Genomic DNA, 15,073 nt, shown 5'->3' with positions numbered 1-15,073 from the left:
ACCGTTCCCCGCCGGTAATACGCCGTCAGGGGAGATCGGAACCGAAGGAGGAGACGATGGGCACCTTGTTGGACTTTACATCAGCTCAACGCCCCGCAGCACGTGTGGGCTATCGTTCCAATCAGCGCCGTATGGCAAGCCGAGAGACCTTTGGAGAAGTTATCCTCTTCCCAGGTGTCCGGTACGAGCGCCATGACCTTGATCTTGCCGCACGAATCGCGACCATCGGAAAAGCGGCCGGACCTGCTGGCTCCGACAAGGACTGACGGTCCAAGCCTCTCCAGCCGCGCAGGAGAAGTTTCTTTTTAGCGGCCTGGAGAAGCGCCCGATGGGCAAAGGCAAAGCGGAACAATCCGCCACCGCATCCCTCGCGGAGAGCGGTCGCAGATCAGGGCAGGGCGCCATTGCCGTCGCTGCCGTGCTGATTGCCGTCAGCCTTGCTGCCTGTACGCGCCCGACAGGGGATTTTGATCGTGCCAGGCCTTCCGTCATTCATGACAGGGTGATGCCGGCGGCGGGCGACGAAGCAGCGCGCCTGCGCGGTGATCCGGTTTCCAAGTTCAACTATACGAACGACGAAAAGCTGATGCGCAACCGCGGCTGGACGCTGATCCGTCCGCCATGGACCAAGGACTGGATCGGTGGGACCATGGTTGAACTGTCGCGAACACGCGTTCTTCCGGAAGTTGAGGGGCGCGTGCCGCCTGATCTCTATCTGATCTATCTGCGCTCAGACAAATTCCAGTCTTCCGATGCCCGCTACGACAAGATTGCCGCTGACGCATCCGGCGATGCGGAGCTGGTGATGCCTTTCTGCGAAGTGGCTTTGCGTGTGAAGGCCGCTGACGATGAACGGCTGCGAGTTCTGCAGAACAAGCCGGTGAAGTCCGAGGAAACCTATGAGGGCGCGAAGGCGCGCGTCTGGGAAAACCGGGTGATGATCAAATGGGTCGGTCAGGCACTGCGGTATCGGATCATCGCCTACAAGAAGGCGCTCGACGGACTGGAGATCGAAACGCCGACCCGCGATCGCGTCTGGAAGGTCAATAACGCCATTCGGGAACTGGAAGGCCAGGTTCGCATTGCCGAAGCCGGTTGCGATCCGGACAAGCGTTATGGGGACGACAAGCCTGTTCGCAGGTCCCGGATCTATACCGGGTGGGGAACTGAACGCGCGCCGGTCGTGAAATAGCCCGCTTCCGAATTTCAGGCCTGAATTCTGACATTTTATTGAGTGCTATATTCTGCCCACGTCAGATCTACTGATGCGCGGATACATTTTCGGCTGTAAAGGCGGTACTGCTTTTCCACAGGCTGGATGCGCGGTCGTTCAAGGTCTGAAAAAACATCTTTGAGAAGACTTCTGGACGGGTTCTTTTACAAGAAACCGATGAGAATTTGTTTCGTAAGCTAAGCGTATTCAAAATTTTTAAACGATACCGCTCAGTGTTATTTTTTTACGAAACCACAACAACCAAAATCTCGTTTTACTTGATCTGCTTCACTTTTTGTCAAATTGACTTGCCTTTAGGGCATGCGCGCATAAGTTTTGTTTATTGCAATGCAAAAAAATGTGAACACTGAAAAAAGAGACGTGATCACAAGCTCTTAGCCTAATTTTGGTCGTTTTTCCGGCAAAAGGATGTCTTTGAAGGGGTTTTGTGGCTTGCCGTTCTTCAGGCGTCGAACTAAACCGTTTAGTTTACAGGGTAGTCACTCCCGGGAACCTGAAGGTGGTCGAATGAGTCCGAACATCACGCTTCTCGTCAAAGAAGCGCTCTCCCATCAACATGCCGGACGCATTGGAATCGCGCTCAGCATGTTTGAGGAGATACTGAAGCTCGACCCCAAAAATCCGCAGGCAAATTTTTCGCTGGGCATTGCTGCTTACCAGAACGGTGACGTGGGGCTTGCTATCGAGATGCTGCGGAAGGCTGAGCGAAAGGCTGGCAAGCACCCGCAGGTGCATCAGTTGCTCGGTCTGGCCCTCATGAACGCTGGCGATCTGGCCGGCGCGCTGAAATCGCTGAAAAAAGCCGTGGCCCTTGCGCCTAAAGCCGCTGATTTCCACGCCCATCTTGGTGACCTCTACACGCTCAAGCGTCAGCCGGTGCTGGCACGACAGAGCTTTCAGCGTGCATTGGCGATCGATCCGGAAAATGGTTATGCCCTTGTCGGCATGGGCCAGCTCGATATCACTGTCGGCCAGATCGACGAGGCTGTCGCCTGGTTCGAAAAAGCCATCGCATTGGGCAAGGAACTGCCCTCGGCCCTTCACTGCCTGGCGATGGCACGCACCTACAGGGAAGAACCGGCTGAACTTGCCAAGATCGATGACCTGTTGAAACAGGCAAGCGCACTGCCTGCGCCGGAGCACGCTCACCTGCATTGGGCGGCCGGCAAGATCCACTACGACCTGGGAGACACCGCGCGCGCTGCCCAGCATTACCGCTCCGCTCGCCGGTTGCGCTACCAGTCGTTCGATCAGCAAGCCCATGAAGAGCGCATCGCCTTCATGAAGGACGTGTTCAACGAGGCATTTTTCGCCGAACGGACGGAATTTGAGGATCCCTCGGAGCGGCCGGTTTTCATTTTCGGCATGCCGCGTTCAGGCACGACCCTGGCCGAGCAGATCGTGAGCCGGCACTCGCGCATCGCCAGCGGTGCGGAAATTCCGTATTTCCGCTTGCTGCAGCAGGACCTGGGTTTGCGGGGGGCGCCAAGTGCTGCCCTGGAAAACCGGTTGAAGAGCCTCGGGCCGCGTGAGTTCAAGCAGTTTGCACGGCAGTACCTTGCGGAACTGAGTTCAATCGATCGGCGGGCAGATCGTGTCACCGACAAGATGCCGCATAATTTCGAAGTGCTCTGGCTTATGAGCCTTCTGTTTCCGAAAGCGGCTTTCATCCATTGCGTTCGCTGTCCTGCGGACACATGCGTTTCGCTCCTGTCGCATTCGCTTTCGCCCGCGCACAACTACGCCATGACACAGAAGTCACTGGGCAGTTATTTCGTTGCCTATGACGGTCTGATGAAACATTGGGAAAAGGTTCTGCCGGTTCGCATCCACACGCTTTCCTACGAAGACCTGGTTCATAACCAGGAAAAGGAAAGCAAGGCGCTGCTGGCGTGCACAGGCATGGACTGGGAAGAGCAATGCCTGGAGTTCTATAACGGCGACAGTCCCGTGACGACGTTCTCCAATCTCCAGGTGCGGAAGCCGATGTTCAGATCATCGATCGGTCGGTGGAAGCGTCACAAGGATCTTTTGGGAGATCTGTTCGAGGCGCTCGGTCCGCTGTCACCGCTCAATGAGGCTGCACCGGTCGGCAATAGTTCCAGCTACGGTCAGCAGCAGACGATTGCAACCGGTATGCCCGACAACGATATTTCTCACCTGCGGAACGCGGTTTCTCCGATATCGTGACCAGTTGCGGCGTCGGGGCGTGACAGCGTCCCGGCCTGACCGTTTTTCATCATTGCAGGTATCTTAGCGAATGGAGCCGCAGCTTGCGGCCCTGAGAGCGCGGTCGATGCTGTCCGCCCGGGTCGGGTGGGGCACATAGGCCCGCAACAACGCAAAACCGCTTAGCGGCTCTTCCGTTTCAATGACGATGAGATCTTCCAGGTTTTCCGGCGGGTTCTCCCGCAGGATCGACAGCTGTTCGGTGGTCAGCACCAGCATTGACAGGCGCTCGGCACCCGCGGTGCGGTTGTTGAGACTGTAGACGGCCTCTCCAGCCGCGTTGAACAGTCCTATGGACCAGAAGGGTACCGGAATGCTGGCATCGAAGAGAACCGGCCCGTCGGCGAGCTGAAACCGGCAGGCAGCGTGTTTCATGGCCGGATCGAGATCGGGCAGGGCCTCCTCGCCGGGGTGGACATCCGGCAGCAGATTGAATTGCCGGTCCGGTCCGTGGTTGCCGATGTTGTCATAGGCACTGTGCAGAACGTTCTGGGGGATGCTCAGCACCACCAGGATGTGAATGATAGCAGCAAGACACAGCGTGGCCAGCAGGCCAACCGACAGGGAAAAACGTGAAGAAAGGGTCATGGGCAGCCCAACCTGTCGATGGTGGGCATGCTGACGCCATCTAGGGCTGCACCGGTCGTGACCGGAGCGTCATAGACCCTGAGCACGAAGCGCAGACCGTCGGCGGCCCTTGCATCGCTCGCCAGGGGCAGCCAGTTGCCGGAGTGGGGGCGGGTGGCGGCGACGATCTCGAAAGTGCCATCCGCGTTTCGCAGCAAGGCGTCACTTGCAAGGTTCACCCGGCCGGACATCGTCTTGACCAGGTGGCCGTGGCCATCGACCGCGGTCATGGTCCAGAGCCGTGCAGACGGGGTCTGGCCTGCGATACGGTACTCACATGTCGGATCAAGCTGGTGGCCGTTGCTGTCTTCGCGCGCGACCAGAGCAAGCCCTTCGCCCGATGCCAGGGGAATGACGGCGCCTCTTGTGTAGATCGCCACGGAATAGGGATCGGCTTCGGAGGTGCCGGCTTTCGGATAGGCGTGCCACGGGCCGATGGTGACCGCATTGAGCGGTTGTTCCCGCTCGATGATCAGATAGGCGGAGCTTATGCCGAGCAAGGAGGCCAGGACGACGACAAGCGTCACCGTGGCGAGCGTGCGAAAAGGATTTCCCCGATGCGAGCGGATGGCACGGGGAAGCCTTTCGTCATACCAGTCTGCCTCGCCATGTGCGGGCCGGAATCCTGTATCGCTCATTGCACCGCCGCGACATCGGTGTTGGCAGGCCCTTGAGCAGGGGCGGCATCGGCGCTCTTTTGTTCAAGCAGCAGGCGCAGATCCTGACCGATCTGCAAGAGGAGATCCTGGGTGCGCCGTTTCAGGACCCGTGGCTGCGCAGTGTCGCTGGTGTCTGTAGCCAGCCTTGCCGGTGCGGTTCGGGCCAGTCGCGGCAGGCTTTCCGGATCGACACCGGGCATCCGGGCAAGCTCGATGCCATTGTGGGCAAAGGCGTTGTATTTCTGCCAGGCCATGGCAGGAAGGCTGCCGCCGGTGACACGCCGCGTGGACGTAAAATCGTCGTTGCCGAACCAGACGGCCGTGGCAAAGTTGCCGGTGTAGCCGACAAACCAGGCATCGCGGTAAGCGTTCGTGGTTCCGGTCTTTCCGGCTGCGACCACACCGTCGATCTGCGCCCGGCGGGCCGTGCCGGCCTCAACCACATTGACCAGGATCTCGTTCATTTCCTGCACTTTCTCCTCCGGCAGGACACGAACTGCAGGCGGCTCGTCGCGTTCACGCCGGTAGAGAACCTTGCCGGCGCTGTTCTTGATCTCCAGAACCGCATAGGCCGCTGCCTTGGTTCCGCCATTGGCGAAAACGGAATAGGCCGATGCCATGTCGATGACGGAGACTTCAGAAGAGCCGATAGGCAGCGATACGGAGTTTTCCAGTTCGTGGGTCAGGCCCATGCGATACGCCGTATCGATGATTTTTTGCCGGCCGAAATCCAGGGAAAGGATCACCGGAATGGTGTTGATGGACTTGGTGAGCGCGGTTTTCAGCGTGACAGCGCCCCGGTAGCTTCTGGAATAGTTTTTGGGCGACCAGTTACCGATCCAGACCGGCCGGTCGGAGACCACGCTGTCCGAGGTATAACCGTTCATGAAAGCCGTCATGTAGACGAAAGGCTTGAACGAGGATCCTGGCTGGCGCAGCGCGTTGACGGCACGATTGAACTGGCTTTCGCCATAGGAACTGCCACCGACCATGGCAACGACGGCCCCGTCCGGGATCATCGAAACCATCGCCGCTTCGCGAGCGTCGCGCAAATTTCCGTTTTCCCGAAGCACGGTTTCCACGGCCAGATCCGCCTGGCGCTGCAGCGCCGGGTCCAGTGTGGTGCGTACGGTCACAATGCGGTCGCGGGCGAGTGCCGGATACCGGCGTGCAAGCTTCTTGACCTCTTCAAGTGCCCAGTCGAGGAAGTATTCCGGCAACTGTTCCTGAGACCTGTCGACAGCCAGGGCCGGATTACGGCGTGCGCCGATCACCTGGCCTTCGGTCAGGAAACTGGCCTGTACCATGTTGGACAGGACTTCGTTGGCACGCGCGCGGGCTGCAGGCAGGTTGATGTGTGGGGCGTATTTGGTCGGTGCCTTGTAGAGACCTGCCAGCATGGCACTTTCGGCAAGCGTCAGCTCACGCACATTCTTGTTGAAATAGAATTCGGAAGCAGCCGTCACCCCGAAGACGCCGCCGCCCATGTAGGCGCGGTCGAGATAGAGCTTCAGGATTTCCTGCTTGGAAAGGTTCGCTTCCAGCCACAGCGCCAGATAGGCTTCCTTGATCTTGCGGCTGAGACTGCGCTCGTTGGTCAGGAAGAGGTTTTTGGCCAGCTGCTGGGTGAGCGTCGAACCGCCCTGGACAACACCGCCTGCGCGCGCGTTCTCGACCATGGCCCGGAAGGTGCCGAAAAAATCAATCCCGAAGTGGCTGAAGAAACGGCGATCTTCGGTGGCGAGCGTTGCCTTTATCAGGGAGTCTGGAATTTCCTCAAGCGGTACGCTGTCGTTGAGAACGATGCCGCGCCGGCCGATTTCCTTGCCGAAGCGATCCAGGAAGGTCACCGCGAAATCGTCCGTGGTCTTCCAGTCGGCATAGCGCGTTGCCTCGAAGGCTGGCTGGGCGAAGGCCAGTACCACGATGAACCCGGCAAGACCGTAAGTCAGACCGTCAGACGAAAGCTCGGCAAGAACGCGCCAGATTCCCTTGGCCCGGAACCGCCGCAAGAAGGCGTCATAGCCTTCGAATACCCGGCGGATAGCTGTTCCGCTCTTCCACAGGGCCGTGTCGATAAGGGCATCGACCGCCAGGAAAAAGCGGCGAATACGATTGCGCTTTTTCGGCGGCTTCTGCGCCGGCGGATTGCCGGTTTCGACATCATCTGATTGCGGTTTGTCCGTCACGCGAACAAGGTCTCCGGATCAAAAAGGATCGGCCCAAACTAGCCGTTTTTCGAGGTCGTGCAAACTGGTTGCCAACGTGCCCCTTTCATTGGAACAGTTTACCTAAAGTTCTTGCAATTTCATTGAGGAAAAACAGCCCGTTTTTTCGCCCGGGTTGCCCGACAGCCTGTAGCATGATAGGCGCCGATTGTTCCGGCCCAAGAAAGGCGCACAAGACTTCATGATTGTGGACGATACCTCACGCGAGCTTCCGTTCTGGAAAACCCGCACACTGGAAGACATGACGCAGTCCCAGTGGGAATCGCTTTGCGACGGCTGCGCACGCTGCTGTCTCAACAAGCTTGAGGACTGGGACACCGGCGAAATCGTCTGGACGGATGTTGCCTGCACGTTGCTTGATGGCACCAGCTGCCGCTGCAAGGATTACGACAACAGGGCAACCATCGTGCCGGACTGCATTCAGCTCACACCGGGTGAGGTGAGGACACTGACCTGGCTACCGCCAACCTGTGCCTATCGGCTGGTGCGGGAAGGCAAGGATCTCTACTGGTGGCATCCTTTGGTGTCGGGAGATCCTGAAACAGTCCATCAGGCGGGCATTTCCGTTCGCGGGCGGACGATCCCCGAAGACGGCATAGCCCTTGAAGACTACGAGAACCACGTCGTGTTCTGGCCGGGGGAAATGCCGGAAGACCGGAAGGGTTGAGCTAACCCTGCCGATCAAGATGCAGTCACACTATTCGAGCCAGCTTTGATCACTCTCATTGTCTGATCAGGAAAGCCTCGACATGGCGGCGGAGCCGGTGTTCCAGTTCCGCCCGGTCAGTCAGTTGATGGCTTTTGACCAGGATGGCTCCATGGATCATGAAGGCAATCAGGCCATCGACCATTTCCTTTGGTGACCGGTCCTGCCTCAGCTCCGGCTTCAGGCTGGCCTCCTGTTGCCAGAACGTCAGGAAATTCTCCAGTTCCGCATCGAGGGCGTCCAGAGTTTCGACAAATTCAGCAGCGCAATTGGGTTTGGTCACGCCGATATTGTCCAGGAACAACCGCAGGATTGTCGGGCTGTCGGTGATGACGTCGATCAGCGCCATCATGCGCCGGGTCAGCAGTCCGACAGGGTCGGACAATTGGTCGGGTTCTGCTGCTTCGTCGGACGTTGCTGCACGCAGGGCATTCAGCCGGTCCAGCAGCACGTAGGACAATAGGCCGTCCATATCGCCGAAATGCGAGAACACGGTCCCCTTTGCGACACCTGCCTCCTGAGCAACCGCTTCCGCGGTAACCAGGTCCAATCCGTGTTTTTGACTGAGATCGCGTGCGGCAGCCAGGACCCGTGCCCTTGTGGCAATGCTCCGCTGTTGTGGTTTGCGTGTCATGATTTTCCGTTAAAATGACCGTGGTCAAAAAATATCTTGACGGATGTGATGCGGAATGTCAAAAAATGACCAAGGTCAATTTTGGCGTTTGACGCCTGCAAGCTCACAAGGTTGGACATGGCAAGAGTACTGGTATTGGAAGGACACCCGGCCAAGGACACGTTTGGCGGCGCCCTCGCGGCGGAATATGCAAATCATGCGCAAAAGGGTGGAAACGAAGTGCGGGTCAGGCATCTGGCCGACCTGAACTTCGACGCGGATTTCGGAGTGTCATCCTTCAAGGATGCGAAGCCTCTGGAGCCTGACCTCGAAGCACTGTGGCAGGATATCCTGTGGTGTGAACATTTCGTGCTCACGCACCCACTGTGGTGGGGCGGTCTGCCGGGCAGGTTGAAGGGGTTGTTTGATCGGATCCTGCTGCCGGGCATGTCCTTTCAATACGTGAAAGGCAAACCTCTGCCTGAGAAACTGCTCAAGGGCCGTACCGCGCAGGTTCTGGTGACTTCCGACACACCGGGTTGGTACTTCACCTGGATTTACGGTGCCGGTGCCAAAAAGCAGACCGAGAAGCAGATCCTCGATTTCTGCGGTCTCAAGCCCAAAGGCTACCATATGTTCTCGCCGATCCGCGGCTCGAGCGACGATGCAAAGCGGAAGATGCTGGCGCGGGCCGCTGCCCTTGGTCGCAAGGTTGCCTGAAGCGTTTTGCATCGGTCACGGTGGACGTTCAAACGGCCTTCGTTGAACGTCCTCATGTGGCCCGCGAAAGATCCTAGTTTCCGGCTGCCGCCTTCTCGGCGGCTTCCGTTTGCCGACGCTGCTGTTCGTTGAAGAAAACGACGTAATACTGGTAGATGTTGCCGACGTAATCGACAGGTTCCCGGCCGATTTCGGAAGCCACGATCCATTCGACGTTGTCAAACCACTTGTCCGGGTCAAAGCCCTGTTGCTTGGCTTTCTCGCGCAGCTTGGCAAACCGGCTGGGGCCGGCGTTGTAGGCTGCAAGCGCAAAGAAGGTCTGGTTGGCATCCCGTGTCTGAAGACCGGCAAAATACTGGTTGGCAAGGTACCGAAGATATTTGACGCCTGCCTGAACGTTCTTGTCCGGATCTGCATCAATGCCGCTGATGTTGATCGGGTCGCCCTTGGCCGTAGCCGGCTTGATCTGCATCAGTCCAACGGCACCCGCGCGGCTGTGCGCTTTCTGGTCGAAACGTGATTCCTGAAAGCTTTGCGCGGCGATCAAAAGCCAGTCGATCTCATACTCGTCGCCGTACTTTTGAAAAATGGTTTGGAGACTGGCGAGGTCGTTCTTGTAGTCCGCGCTGCGCATGTCCCGGAGGTAGTCGGCCTCTTTCAGATATCGCTTGAGGATGATGTTGCCGAGCAGGGTGCCTTTTGTCACGGTGGCGGCGAAGGCATCGACTTCCTTCAGGAGCTCCGGCGCATTGTTGCGAACGGCTATGGCAATCTCTCCATCCGTGCGCACGGCTGCCGAGGGATGCATCTTCAGGCCGTCCAGAACTTCCAGCCAGAGCTTGGCCTTGTGCTGGTCCACGATCACCATGGAAATGGCGCCGGCTGACACCATTTCCAGAAGATCTTCGTCTTCCATGTGCTCGTCAGCGGTCACAATGTCGACCGGCTTGGCGCCCTTTTGGCCGAGTGTATCGTTAAGTGCCTTGAGGCTCTGATAATAGGAAGACGAAGCACGGACGTGAATGGTCTGACCTGACAGGGCTTCAGGTGAGGGAAGGTCGGCGACCCCTGCGGCGGTGACCGGTACTTCGTGCACATCCTTCAGCAAAGGGGAGGAAAAGGCGACCAGATCTTTCCGTTCGCGGGTAATGGTCAGATTGCCGATCGCGATGTCGCCTTTGCCCGCGGCAAGATCTGAAAACAAGTGATCTCTCGGGGTCGGAACAAGTACGAGCTTTGCATCCTTCGCCTTCTTCTCGTGGATCTTGTCCAGGTATTTGTCGAACTCGGTCATGAGATCAACCGAGCTGCCGCGCTGAACGCCCTTGTCGATGAAGTAACCGGTCTTTGAAAACGGGATCAGGACCCGAATGTAGCCACGCTTGAGCAAGGCGTCGAAGTCGCCGTCGAACGGTTCAAGCAGTTTGTTCTCAAGCGTTTCGGCAAGGCCCGTGCCCATTGCGCTTGCCAAGGTTGACTGGCTTGCGAGGCTCGCTACCACAAGAGCCATTGAAAACATCAGGTTCAGGAGATGTGGCAGGAAGTGCCGGATCGGTATCATGAAGCCCCCACGGACAATTTCATCCGCAGAGTAAAAGCTTGAAATCACTCCCGATCAAGCGCCAAGTCGTACCTGAACCCTGGAAGCTTTACCTTTTAAATGTCAGCGAAACCGTACCGACCGTAATCCCGGCTTTCATGACCTTGGCGGTGTTTCTGACCGTGTTGCTGTCGACCTGTGTCAGCGTGTCGTCAAAACGCAGCAGCAATGGCCCGTTCTCAGTCTCCAGGCTCGCGACGTAGGAGAAACGAAGGTCTCCATTTTCATCTGTACGAACGTTTGCCGGACCCAGCACGTCGGCTCTCTGGCCGATGTATCGGTCTTCGGCAACCTTCTGGAAGAACCAGGTCTTGGTATCACGTTCGCCGTCTTCGTAGACGAAGTCCTCGCGAAGCCGGAGCGTAAAGGTCTTGCTGTTCCAGGTTCCTGTCAGCGTGACGGTGAATGGTCGGTAGACACCGGCGATCTTGCTTTCAAAAACGCCCTTGCCCACCGTTTTCCCGCGGAAGAATTCTTCCAGCACCAGGGATTTGGCGTCGGCCGGAACAGAAGCAGCGACACCTGTGGCGAACATGGCGAGAAGCAGAAAACGGTGAACGCGGGTCATGATGGGCAGAACCTCCTTCAGGAAAATCTGCCCAGTTTACGCAGGTCGGCGCGCGCCGGATCTGGTGACTAGCTTCCGAACCGCTCTCGCCACGTTGGGACCGGATCGTCGGTTGCCGGGGACGCATTATAGACGCCGCGGGCGATGGCACGTGCCAGGCACGAAGCGGCTGCCGCACCGAGCTGAACCATGTCTTCCAGTCCGTTTTCCATTCGGCGTTGGCCCGTGGAGAGGGCGAAGACGAGATCGCCATCAAGCGGAGTGTGGGCGGGCCAGAGAGCCCGCGCCAAACCGTCATGCGCCATGACCGCGAGGCGTTTCGCTTCGCCCTTGGTCAGGATGGCATCGGTCGCAACAGCTGCGATCGTGGTGTTGGCACCGGCCTTGAGGCCGTCAAGTTTGGTGCGGACCGTGATGCTGTCCGGCGGCAGCGGATGCGCCATTCCCAGGCCACCGAACTCATCACCGATTTCAAACGGCGCCGCCCAGAAGTGCGCGCTGTCCCCCACGGTTGCCCGCCCAAGCGCGTTCACCGCGACAATGGCGCCGACCGTGATGCCGTTTTCCAGTACATGGGAGGCAGACCCGAGGCCGCCTTTCAGATTTGCGGTGGTGGCTCCGGTGCCGGCACCGATGGAACCAAGGGAAAAATCATGGCCGATTGCATCAAGTGCAGACCGGCCGAGATCGCGGTAAGGCGCCGCCTGTCCCCAGCTCTTGTCACCGCCGTTCAGGAGGTCGAACAGGATGGCGGTGGGTACGATCGGAACGCGGACCGGGCCGACCTGGAACCCGTAACCCAGTTCGGCAAGGCGTCCCTGGACACCTGCACCGGCATCCAGACCGAAGGCGGATCCACCGGCCAGCACGATGGCGTCGATCTTCTCGACGGTCTGCTCCGGCTCCAGGAGCGCGATTTCACGGGTGCCAGGTGCACCGCCGTGAATGGCCACCGAGGTGACCGCGGGTTCGTCCGGTACGAGCACGGTCGCCCCGGATTTCAGTTCGAGATCGGAAGCATTGCCGACCTTGAGGCCCGGGACATCGGTGATCAGGTTGCGTAAACCGGCCATGGGCAGACGGTCCTCGATTGAAGGTGGACGATAAGGAGTGTGATCGGCTGCGTGTCAGGTGTCGAGGCTTTTGTAGCCGCGGCGGACATAGAGAAGGGATTTGCCGGGATCGGTCATCCGAAGGTCGGTCACGGTGCCGACGATGATCGAATGCGTCCCCATTTCGGTGACTGAATAGACTTCGCAATCGACGCTGAGACGCGCGCTGTCGAGGGCGGGGCAGCCTGTGGCCAGACTTGTCCAGTCACCTTTCTCGAACCGTTGCGGCATGTCCAGCTTGTCTCGCCCGGCAAAGGTGTCGGAAATTTCCTCGTGATCGTCGCTGAGCGTGTTGAGACAGAAGCAGCGGTTTTCGAGAACTGCGCCATGGATGCGTGTTTTCCTGTTCAGGCAGATCAGAATGCTGGCGGGCTCGTCGCTGACCGAACAGGCAGCCGAGACGGTTGCACCCATGCGGCCGCCGGGGCCGTCAGTTGTCACCACGTGGACGGCTGCAGCAATCCGGCTCATGGCTTCCCGAAAAATGGCGGTCTCCAGGGGAAGCCTGTCCTGGTCTTCGGATTCTGAAGAGGTTGGGGACATCAAGTCGGCTCCTGGGCGGCTCAGCGGGAATCATTCGTCTGTCGGACGCGGACGGGAGTTTAGGCGGCCACGGAAGGGATGCCTAGACCATGCTGTGCTCGACACGAGGCAGACGGGTTTTTCTGATATTTCAAGGTCAACACCTTATGAACGCGCGTGGGAAGGTCTCGTAAACCCATCCAACCGAAGTCTTGGGCCGGAAAGCTCATGAATTCATATGGGGCAGGTGTTCCGCATTTGCCACTTACGCCACAAGTGCGGATTGAGCTGCGGACCGGGCCGCGCTAGGGGTAGGGGGCGATCACCGGATCTTGGGGAGACGAATGACCTTTCAGCAGTTTCTGGCCAGTGCTGGCCTCCTGGCTTACAGCGTCGTTGCGACACCTGCTGTCGCCGACATCCGGATCGCTGTTGCCGGGCCGATGAAAGGGCAGTTTGCTGCTTTCGGTGAAGAAATGCGTATCGGCGCGGAAAAGGCGGTTGCCGACCTCAATGCGGCCGGCGGGGTCAACGGCGAGACACTGGTGCTGGAAACCGTCGACGATGGTTGTGATGCGGACCAGGCTGTGGCCGTGGCCAACCAGTTGATCGGCAGAGACGTTGTCTTTGTTGCCGGCCATCTTTGTTTCAGCAGCTCTATTGCAGCCTCTGAAGTCTATGCCGGAGCGGGGATCGTTCAGATGTCACCGGCAACGACCTTGCAGAAATTCACCGATGAGCGGCAAGGCGAAGGCATTTTTCGTCTCGCCCCGAGGGATGACCGGCAGGCGGACGTGGCCGGCAAGTTGCTGGTGAATGAATTCGGCGACAAACGAATTGCAATTCTGCATGACAAGACAGCTTACGGCAAAGGTCTTGCTGACGCGGTCAAGGCGGTCGTGAACGAGCTGGGAACCAGCGAGAGCATGGCGCTGGGGTTTGACGCAGGCGGTGACGATTTCCGCAGCCTCGTGTCGCAACTGAAGCTTCAGGCTGTCGATGTTGTTTACCTGGGCGGTTATCACCCGGAAGCGGGGCTGATAAAGCTGGAGATGGACCGTCAGCGGTTGGGCGCGGTGCTGGTGGCCGGTGATGCACTGATGACGGAAGACTATTGGTCCGTAACAGGTGAGGCGGGGAATGGAACCTTGCTGACCTATCCGGAGATCCCCCGGGATCGCCCCGAAGCGCAGGAACTGGTTGCTGATCTGGAAGCGGCGGGAGGTTCCGCGGATCGCTTCACATTGACGACCTATGCCGCAATTCAGGCCTGGGCACAGGCTGTCGAGGTCACTGGTGGTACGGCGTTGCAAGGCGTGGCGACTGCTCTTCAGGAAGGAACCTTCGACACGGTGCTCGGAGATGTAACCTTCGACGGCAACGGTGACAGCAATCTGCCGGACTACATTGTCTATGAGTGGCGCAATGGTGTGCCACTAACCCGCTAGATCTGCCCCATAATGCAAGAGCACGCGGCCCTTGCAGGCACGCGTGCTTCTCAGGAATACAAGGCAAATGGTGGAGGTCAGCTACGTTTTCCGGTGCCTCTGATCTCGAGATTGACCTTGTCGGCGTAGATCGGCAAACCGGCATCCATGCCGTAGAGGCTGCGGAAAAACCCGCCTGACACTTCGAATCCGACCTGACCGTTGGCCTTGCTGTCGGTAATCTTCACCGAAAGCTTGGTGCGTTTCTGCTTTCCGCGAAGGTTCAAGACACCCTCAACTTCCGCCGTGTTCTGGCCGGTAATATGAACCCGGGTGCTCTGGAATGTGGCCACCGGGTGGTTGGCGACATCAAACATGGCCGAACTCTTCAGAAAACCTGTGACCTTGTCGTTGTTCGTGTGAACACTTCTCAGGTCGACCTTCACGACCACCTGGCTCTTTTCCGGGCGGTTTTGGTCCAGTGTCATCTTGCCGGATACGGTCTTGAATTCACCCGTGACGGGGCCTCGTCCGAGGACCCGGACAGAAAAGCCGGTGGCCAGTTGAGCCGGTGACAGCAGGTAGGTGCCAGTCAAAGATCCGGCGAATGAAGGCAAAGGTGCCGCGGCGAGTGCGACAAGACAGGCGAAGGTTGCGACGGTTTTTCGAAAGGGGCGTTTGAAGCCGCGTGTCGTGGCAGATGTTTGGGTCATTCGACAGGTCCTTGAACAAGATCAACGATGCAACTGGTGCGGCCATGTTCCGCAAGTTTTAAACTCAGGCTCTCTCTTCGAGCCATGGACGCACTATCTCATGAGGCTCCGTCAG

The 15,073-nt window shown here is 58.5% G+C and carries 15 protein-coding genes; 6 read left to right on the top strand and 9 right to left on the bottom strand.

Annotated features, from left to right (window positions below; translation table 11 throughout):
• Window positions 1-56 precede the first annotated feature (56 nt).
• The 3 genes from HCG46_RS00445 to HCG46_RS00435 all read left to right on the top strand — a co-directional run bounded on the left by HCG46_RS00445 (window position 57) and on the right by HCG46_RS00435 (window position 3,424).
• Window positions 57-266 (top strand): hypothetical protein, encoded by a 210-nt coding sequence (locus tag HCG46_RS00445; protein ID WP_031269292.1) that lies wholly within the window; start codon window positions 57-59, stop codon window positions 264-266.
• Between the two features lie 62 nt (window positions 267-328).
• Window positions 329-1,192, top strand: coding sequence for a hypothetical protein (locus tag HCG46_RS00440; protein ID WP_055654906.1), 864 nt, complete (start codon window positions 329-331; stop codon window positions 1,190-1,192).
• Window positions 1,193-1,741: 549 nt separating this feature from the next.
• Complete coding sequence (locus HCG46_RS00435) at window positions 1,742-3,424, top strand: tetratricopeptide repeat-containing sulfotransferase family protein (protein ID WP_168684040.1); 1,683 nt, start codon at window positions 1,742-1,744, stop codon at window positions 3,422-3,424.
• A 63-nt stretch (window positions 3,425-3,487) separates the two neighbouring features.
• Here HCG46_RS00435 and HCG46_RS00430 read toward each other — a convergent pair whose 3' ends face one another.
• From HCG46_RS00430 to HCG46_RS00420, 3 genes are read right to left on the bottom strand one after another with little or no spacing between them, the layout of a single operon-like run.
• The gene (locus tag HCG46_RS00430) at window positions 3,488-4,051 is read right to left on the bottom strand and encodes an N- anchored protein (RefSeq protein ID WP_023001021.1); all 564 of its coding nucleotides are present in this window, start codon (window positions 4,049-4,051) and stop codon (window positions 3,488-3,490) included.
• Window positions 4,048-4,728 (bottom strand): DUF1214 domain-containing protein, encoded by a 681-nt coding sequence (locus HCG46_RS00425; protein ID WP_023001022.1) that lies wholly within the window; start codon window positions 4,726-4,728, stop codon window positions 4,048-4,050. Before HCG46_RS00425 ends, HCG46_RS00430 begins: the two co-directional genes overlap by 4 nt.
• Window positions 4,725-6,938: a PBP1A family penicillin-binding protein gene (locus HCG46_RS00420; protein ID WP_168684038.1), complete on the bottom strand. Its 2,214-nt coding sequence runs from the start codon at window positions 6,936-6,938 to the stop codon at window positions 4,725-4,727. The genes HCG46_RS00425 and HCG46_RS00420 overlap by 4 nt, the downstream gene beginning before the upstream one ends.
• A gap of 220 nt (window positions 6,939-7,158) precedes the next feature.
• Here HCG46_RS00420 and HCG46_RS00415 point away from each other — a divergent pair, with 220 nt between their 5' ends.
• Window positions 7,159-7,644: a YcgN family cysteine cluster protein gene (locus HCG46_RS00415; RefSeq protein ID WP_168684036.1), complete on the top strand. Its 486-nt coding sequence runs from the start codon at window positions 7,159-7,161 to the stop codon at window positions 7,642-7,644.
• 55 nt (window positions 7,645-7,699) lie between these two features.
• Here HCG46_RS00415 and HCG46_RS00410 read toward each other — a convergent pair whose 3' ends face one another.
• Entirely contained in the window at window positions 7,700-8,317 is a 618-nt protein-coding gene (locus HCG46_RS00410) for a TetR/AcrR family transcriptional regulator (protein WP_168684034.1), read from the bottom strand.
• Window positions 8,318-8,434: 117 nt separating this feature from the next.
• Between HCG46_RS00410 and HCG46_RS00405 the strand changes: the two genes are divergently transcribed.
• Window positions 8,435-9,016 (top strand): NAD(P)H-dependent oxidoreductase, encoded by a 582-nt coding sequence (locus HCG46_RS00405; RefSeq protein ID WP_168684032.1) that lies wholly within the window; start codon window positions 8,435-8,437, stop codon window positions 9,014-9,016.
• Window positions 9,017-9,089: 73 nt separating this feature from the next.
• Here HCG46_RS00405 and HCG46_RS00400 read toward each other — a convergent pair whose 3' ends face one another.
• The 4 genes from HCG46_RS00400 to HCG46_RS00385 all read right to left on the bottom strand — a co-directional run bounded on the left by HCG46_RS00400 (window position 9,090) and on the right by HCG46_RS00385 (window position 12,839).
• Entirely contained in the window at window positions 9,090-10,577 is a 1,488-nt protein-coding gene (locus HCG46_RS00400; RefSeq protein ID WP_168684030.1) for a transporter substrate-binding domain-containing protein, read from the bottom strand.
• Window positions 10,578-10,665: 88 nt separating this feature from the next.
• Window positions 10,666-11,184, bottom strand: coding sequence for a DUF3833 family protein (locus HCG46_RS00395; protein ID WP_168684027.1), 519 nt, complete (start codon window positions 11,182-11,184; stop codon window positions 10,666-10,668).
• 68 nt (window positions 11,185-11,252) lie between these two features.
• Complete coding sequence (locus HCG46_RS00390; RefSeq protein WP_189640135.1) at window positions 11,253-12,263, bottom strand: P1 family peptidase; 1,011 nt, start codon at window positions 12,261-12,263, stop codon at window positions 11,253-11,255.
• A gap of 48 nt (window positions 12,264-12,311) precedes the next feature.
• A complete protein-coding gene (locus HCG46_RS00385; RefSeq protein ID WP_023001030.1) occupies window positions 12,312-12,839 on the bottom strand; it encodes a flavin reductase in 528 nt (175 codons plus the stop codon).
• A 323-nt stretch (window positions 12,840-13,162) separates the two neighbouring features.
• On the opposite strand from HCG46_RS00385, the gene HCG46_RS00380 reads away from it, so the two are divergent.
• Entirely contained in the window at window positions 13,163-14,266 is a 1,104-nt protein-coding gene (locus HCG46_RS00380) for a branched-chain amino acid ABC transporter substrate-binding protein (protein ID WP_168684025.1), read from the top strand.
• Window positions 14,267-14,343: 77 nt separating this feature from the next.
• On the opposite strand, the gene HCG46_RS00375 is transcribed toward HCG46_RS00380, so the two are convergent.
• On the bottom strand, window positions 14,344-14,958 hold the full coding sequence (locus HCG46_RS00375) for a YceI family protein (RefSeq protein ID WP_023001032.1): 615 nt from the start codon (window positions 14,956-14,958) through the stop codon (window positions 14,344-14,346).
• Between the last annotated feature and the right edge of the window lie 115 nt (window positions 14,959-15,073).

Origin of the sequence: Labrenzia sp. PO1 (assembly GCF_012273635.1) — a bacterium.
Taxonomy (GTDB): Bacteria; Pseudomonadota; Alphaproteobacteria; order Rhizobiales; family Stappiaceae; genus Roseibium; species Roseibium algicola.
The sequence above is the reverse complement of the archived record's forward strand: the minus strand, read 5'-3'. Positions and strand labels throughout refer to the sequence as shown.